4 protein-coding genes and 1 pseudogene are annotated in these 6,173 nt (G+C 44.2%); 1 reads left to right on the plus strand and 4 read right to left on the minus strand.

The annotated features are described in order from the left end of the window. A pseudogene (locus tag WS40_RS09985) lies at positions 1-1,479 on the plus strand (recombinase family protein); the annotation flags it as partial. A gap of 105 nt (positions 1,480-1,584) precedes the next feature. On the opposite strand, the gene WS40_RS11660 reads toward WS40_RS09985, so the two are convergent. The 4 genes from WS40_RS11660 to WS40_RS10005 form a co-directional block, all read right to left on the minus strand. Next, complete coding sequence (locus tag WS40_RS11660; RefSeq protein WP_325208530.1) at positions 1,585-2,451, minus strand: helix-hairpin-helix domain-containing protein; 867 nt, start codon at positions 2,449-2,451, stop codon at positions 1,585-1,587. 6 nt (positions 2,452-2,457) lie between these two features. Beyond that, the gene (locus WS40_RS09995; protein ID WP_046442011.1) at positions 2,458-4,728 is read right to left on the minus strand and encodes a glycoside hydrolase family 3 C-terminal domain-containing protein; all 2,271 of its coding nucleotides are present in this window, start codon (positions 4,726-4,728) and stop codon (positions 2,458-2,460) included. An 80-nt stretch (positions 4,729-4,808) separates the two neighbouring features. Continuing rightward, positions 4,809-5,255 carry a YaiI/YqxD family protein gene (locus WS40_RS10000; protein ID WP_046442013.1) on the minus strand — a complete coding sequence of 149 codons (447 nt, stop codon included), beginning with the start codon at positions 5,253-5,255 and terminating at the stop codon, positions 4,809-4,811. Next, positions 5,252-5,851, minus strand: a complete 600-nt coding sequence (locus tag WS40_RS10005) for a hypothetical protein (RefSeq protein ID WP_046442014.1) — start codon at positions 5,849-5,851, stop codon at positions 5,252-5,254. The genes WS40_RS10000 and WS40_RS10005 overlap by 4 nt, the downstream gene beginning before the upstream one ends. Positions 5,852-6,173: the final 322 nt, after the last annotated feature.

Genomic DNA, 6,173 nt, shown 5'->3' on the forward strand with positions numbered 1-6,173 from the left:
GTTTCGGGTACGACGTTTGAACGTGATGGCTTCAAGGCTATGATGGCAGATGTTGAAGCAGGCAAAGTGGGAACGGTCATCACCAAAGATCTGAGCAGACTCGGCAGAGACTACCTGAAAACCGGTGAGTACATTGAGATCATATTCCCTGACTATGATGTCCGCTATATCGCTATCAATGATAACGTGGATACTCTCAAGAGCGAGAATGAGCTGATGGCTTTCAAGAACATTTTTAATGACTGGTACGCCAGGGATACATCGAAGAAGATTCGTGCTGTATCCAAGGCAAAGGGTCAGTCGGGCAAACCGCTTTCTCTGCCTATTTACGGGTACAAGGCATCTGAGGAAGATAAGCACAAGTGGATCATTGATGATGAGCCTGCAGCGGTTGTACGCAAGATATACAAGCTCTGTATCAGTGGCTATGGTCCGACTCAGATAGCTCGTAAGTTGACAGAGGAAGGTATTCCCAATCCAACGGCTTACGCTATATCGCAGGGAAGAAACCCGGCTAACAAGAATTCCAGGCTTGACCGCTGGTGTACTGAAACTGTCATTGACATTTTAGAGCACCCTGAATACATAGGTCATACGGTAAATTTCCGTACACGCCGCAAGTCCTACAAGAACAAGCGTAAGATCGAAAATCCAAAAGAAGACTGGCTCATCGTTGAGAATACCCATGAGCCTGTCGTCACACAGCAGGAGTTTGAGCTTGTTCAGGAGATGCGTAAGAATAAGCGCAGAAATCAGAAGCAGGAAACTGTAAATCCGTTTTCGGGCATCTGTTTCTGTGCTGACTGCGGTAAAAAGCTATACCTGTGCCGTTCAAGAAGCCTTAGCGAAGATCAGGAGCATCTGAAAAGCTCTACACATTCAGCTGATAAGGATAGCTGTTCAGCCCATTACATCAGGACTGTCGTTCTGAAAGAGTTGGTTTTAAATGCTCTGAACAAGCTCCTTGATAGTGTTAAAGACAATGAATCAGAGTTTGTGCAGACAGCCATGGACAACTCTGCGTCAAAGCATTCCTCTGATGTATTTAAGACAAAGAAAGCTCTCACTCAGGCTGAAAAACGTATTGCTGAACTTGACAGACTTTTCGCAAGACTCTATGAGGACAATATTTCGGGTAAGATCTCTAACGAACGTTTTGCTGTACTGTCCGCAGGATATGAGGACGAGCAGAAGAAATTGAAAGCGTAAGCATCAGAGCTTACTGCTTTTATTGAAACAGCAGAGCAGAAATGTGCTGATGTGAACTCCTTTATAAAGGTAGTGCAGAAGTATGAGCATATCACGGAACTTACTTCCGAGATCATGCATGAACTTATCGAGAAGATAGTTGTTTACGCTCCTGAAAAGAGCGATGGGCATCGTACTCAGCAGATCGACATTTATTATCGCTTCGATGTTGCAGTATCGACTGCGGTCGCTGACAGTATGAAGTACGACAAAAAGAGAAAGGTCGCGTAACCAAGGCAGTTACGCAACCTTATCTTCAAATCATAAAAACTTCTTTATTGGCGCTCCTCTAAAATGTGCGAGTTCTTTTTTATGTAGCAGATATATAAAATACAGTTATATTTCAATATAATCCCAAAGCTCGGAAACAAGTTTTTCTGTAAAGCCCTTGCACAAAAGAAGCTCGTTAGGGCTTTCGTAATAGGATATAAGCTCACGAAGTTCTATGACAGCATTCGCCTTGTCCATATCAATTAGCAGCTTGTCTGATATCTCCTGAGCGTCAGACTTGTTTATGTTCACTTTCTGCCTGACTTTCTCAGTAGTTTCAGCCGTTGTAACAGTTTGCTCCTCTGTGGCCGGAGGCTCTGTTACAGTATCAGCAGGGATTTCTGTCTGAACAGGCTGAGTTTCTGTGACTTTCGTTTCCTGCGGCATATCATGGTAGTCTGCACTGTCAACATAAAAATAGCCTTTGAGAAGTGCAAGTGTAGATTCTCCGATGCCGTTTACTTCAAGAAGCATATCCATGTTGCTGATAACACCAACTCTGTCACGATATGCTATTATCCTGTCGGCTGTTACCTCACCTATGCCACTCACCGCCATGAGCATTTCCTTGTCAGCCTTGTTTATGTCAGCAGGAAAGCTGTATTCCTCTTTGGTTTCAGCAATACTGCTTGTGACGGCTTTTGATGTCACTGTTTTCTTTGTGGTGTGTGCCTTTGCAGTCTTGCTAATGACCTTTTCACTGCCTGAATTGTCCACCTTGTCAGCCTGAGAGCTGTCAGCAGGCGGTGTGAGTATCACCACATCATCACGCTGTGGTCTGTTAACAAGTGCAGAAGCGATCGCTGTAGTAATGGCGACCGCAACTGCGATCACGCCTACGAAAAGTTTTATTTTGCTTGTTTTTGTTTTTGAAGCATCATTTTCTGTCACATTCGATTTTTCGTCTTTGTTGCTGTCTAACTTGCTGTCCATAATTGATTATTTTTCTGCAAGCATTTCGTTGAGATTTTCCACCATTTCTGACATCTTCGCTCTTGTGATGTCTGGAACATTTGTAAATGTAACAAGGGTCCTCAGTGGCATATCTCTTATCATTGCTTCCATCATTTCCTTTGCAGAAGCGCCAAGATCGTCGGAAGCCGTGTCGCCAAAACCGCAGTCTATTTGGCTTAAAATGTCCTCGAACATAGCTCTGCCCTCTGGGATAGAATTTATCTCGCCACAGGTGGTGTTCAAGGTGAAATGCACTGGGAGTTTTGTATCGGAAGATACATAAACAGAAGTCGAAAGTCTGATATCTCTTGAAGAAGAGCCTGCCTCGATAATAAACTCACCATATTCAACGAACCAATCGTGTATATCAGGCTCGTAGTATGCAAATGAACGCTTATCAAGGTGGAACACAGCCTTTTTGGTCTCGCTAGCTTTAAGGAAAAGCTTTTCAAAGCCCTTAAGCTCACGGACAGGTCTGCGCACTGAGCTTTCCTTGTCGGAAACGTAAAGCTGAACGATCTCCATTCCGTCTCTGTCGCCTGTGTTTGTTACGTCCACCATGACCGTCAGGGTCTTGTCGTCTTTTATCTCGTTTTCTGAAACAGTAAGATTGCTGTATTCAAAGGTTGTGTATGAAAGTCCGTGACCAAATGGGAACAGTGGCTTTATGCCCTTTTCATCATAATATCTGTAGCCCACGAAAATACCCTCGGCATAGTCAACATCGTCCATATTTCCCGGGAAATTAAGATAAGACGGATTATGTGAAAGCTTTTCAGGGAAAGTTTCCGCAAGCTTTCCGCTAGGGTTAGCTTCGCCAAAAAGCAGAGCCTTTTCAGCAGTGCCAATGTTCTGTCCGCCAAGATACATTTCAAGTATGCCCTTCACCTTATCTGCAAACGGCATTTCAACAGCGGAGCCGTTGTGGAGAACGATAACAACGTTTTCATTTACCTTAGCAACTTCATCAATAAGCTTGAGCTGACAATCAGGCATTCTCATATGCTTTCTGTCAAAGCCCTCAGACTCAAAGCTTTCTGGCAGACCTGCGAAGATAACGGCAACATCGCTGTTCTTGGCAAGCTCCACAGCTTCATCGAGAAGCTCGTCAACAGTTTCGTCACGGTCGGTGACGAAGCCCTGTGCGTATGTGATATTATCCATGCCCTTGACAGCTTCAAGGGCAGATGTTACCTTAAATGAATTTATGTGAGAGCTTCCGCCGCCCTGATAACGTGGCTTGTCGGCAAATTCGCCAATGAAAGCTATCTTTGCAGACTTGTCAAGCGGCAGTATCTTATCATCATTTTTGAGCAGTACCGCACATTCGGATTCTATCTTGCCTGCAAGTTCATGCTGTTTTTCTTTATCCCACTTTGTTGCAGTGGCATAGCCGTCCTCAGCTTTCTGAATAAGCGTAAGCACGTTTCTAACAGCCTTGTCAAGGTCTTTCATTGAAAGTGAGCCGTTGTTTACGGCTTCTATGATAAGCTCGTCATTCTTGCCGTTGCTGGTAGGCATCTCAAGGTCAAGACCTGCGGCAACGCCAAGAGGTCTGTCATCAACTGCGCCCCAATCGCTAACTACAAGTCCATCATAGCCCCATTCGTTTCTGAGTATATCAGTGAGCAGAAGCTTGTTCTGCGAGGAATATTCGCCGTTTATGCGGTTGTATGAACACATCACTGTCCAAGGCTTTGCTTCCTTGACTGGTGTTTCAAAGGCACTTAAATATATCTCATGGAACGTTCTCTCATCAACGTTGGCAGAATAGCTCATACGTCTTGTTTCCTGATTGTTCATGGCAAAGTGTTTAAGGGAAGTTCCCACGCCCTTGCTCTGAACGCCCTTTATGTGTGCTGTGGCAAGCTGTGAAGCAAGATAAGGGTCTTCTGAGAAGTATTCAAAGTTTCTGCCGCAAAGTGGTGAACGCTTTATGTTACAGCCAGGGCCAAGTATAACGGAAACGTCCTCAGCCTGACACTCCTCGCCAAGAGCCTTGCCGAGAGTTGTAAGCAGCTTTCTGTCAAAAGAGCAGGCAAGTGCGCAGGCACATGGGAAGCATACTGCCTTGATAGCTTCGTTAGGATTGTCTGTATCATCACGCATTTTTCTAAGTCCGTGAGGGCCGTCAGACACCATTATGCTTGGTATATCCAGCCTTTTTATTTCCTCAGTGTGCCAGAAGTCAGAGCCTGAGCACAATGAAGCTTTTTCTTCAAGTGTGAGTTCCTTCAAAATCTTGTCTATGTTCATTGTGAAAACCTCTTTTCTATAAAACTATAGTTTGATTGTAACACAATTTTCTATGAAATTCTATATATTTTGTGCATATTTTACATAAAGTTAATATTATCTTCGATTAGTTTGGTAAGAGCCACCCTGAAATCCTCGTCCTGCTGTTTGGTGCGCTTTGGCGGACCTTTGAGCCTGCCACCGCTTCTGCGTATCTTCTTTGCAGTATGTCTTGATAGAAGCAGTGCATCAATGTTGGAGTTGTCATATATCCTGCCGTTCTGGTCCAGAGCAAGGACGTTTCTTGCAAGACACATTGCCGCAAGCCCATAATCCTGCGTCACGGCAATATCGCCCTTTAGAGCGATGTTCACAAGCTTCATGTCTGCACTGTCTGCACCCTTGTCGACAGTTATCACCTGTGCATAGTCAGAGCTGAAAATATGTGAGCTGTCGCAAACTATGATACATTCAAGCCCATGGCTTTTGCTTATAGAAACTGCGATATTCGTAACAGGACAGCCGTCAGCGTCTATAAGTATCCTCACGCCTTGCCGCCCTCTATACAAAATGTAGATTCCATATCTGCAATGTGGGTCGCCAGTGCGAGAGGATACATTTCAAGGGCAAGACCGATACTGTTCTTGTTTTCTTCTCCTGAAAAGCCCATGTGCCAGCGTATAGCCATGGCTTCCTCACGAGTCAGTCGCATATAGCTGCTTACTATGTAGACCGACTTTTCACCGTGACCATATGGCAGTGTTTCGTGAAATTCATAGTATGGGACTTTCTCCCACACGCCTTGTTCGTTCTTGGCGTTGCGGTAGCTTACTCTGTAAAGATTTACCTTACAGATGTCATGAAGCAGTGAAACGATAGCAATGCTCTCGTCAGAGTATTCCATGTTGTAATCTTCCTTTACACGCTCACGCTCCAGATAGCTTTTCAGGCACTCATAAACGTGTATGCTGTGTTCGCACAAGCCACCCTCGTATGCTCCGTGGTATCTTGTAGAAGCAGGTGCAACAAAGAAGTCGCTGTTTTCTGAAAGCAGATAATTGAGCAGCTTTTCCGAGCCCGGGCGCTTTATGTTTTCCGTGTAGATCTCAACGAATTTGTCTTTAAGTTCTGTTACCTTTGACATAGTTGACCTCCTGTAAAAATATTATATTATGATAAGTTTTAGCGTTTTAGTTTTACCAAACTAATTATAACATATTTTTTGTAAGATTAACAGTACTTTTCGCTAATTTTTGCATTTTGTAGGTTTGTCAATCATATTGGACACTATTATTAAGAAATTCGATAGGCGAAAACCATTTGAGGGGACGCATAGGACGGTTGTTTGTTCGACTTAAACGTGCAGCTAGCTGCACGTTTAAGTCGTCGCAGGAATAAAACCTATGGCACGAATAGAATTTGTTGTGATCTTCTCGGTGACTGCGCTCTACTTTGCCATTGTGCCT

The sequence above is a fragment of the Ruminococcus sp. N15.MGS-57 genome (genome assembly GCF_000980385.1).
In the GTDB taxonomy this organism is placed as follows: domain Bacteria; phylum Bacillota; class Clostridia; order Oscillospirales; family Ruminococcaceae; genus Hominimerdicola; species Hominimerdicola aceti.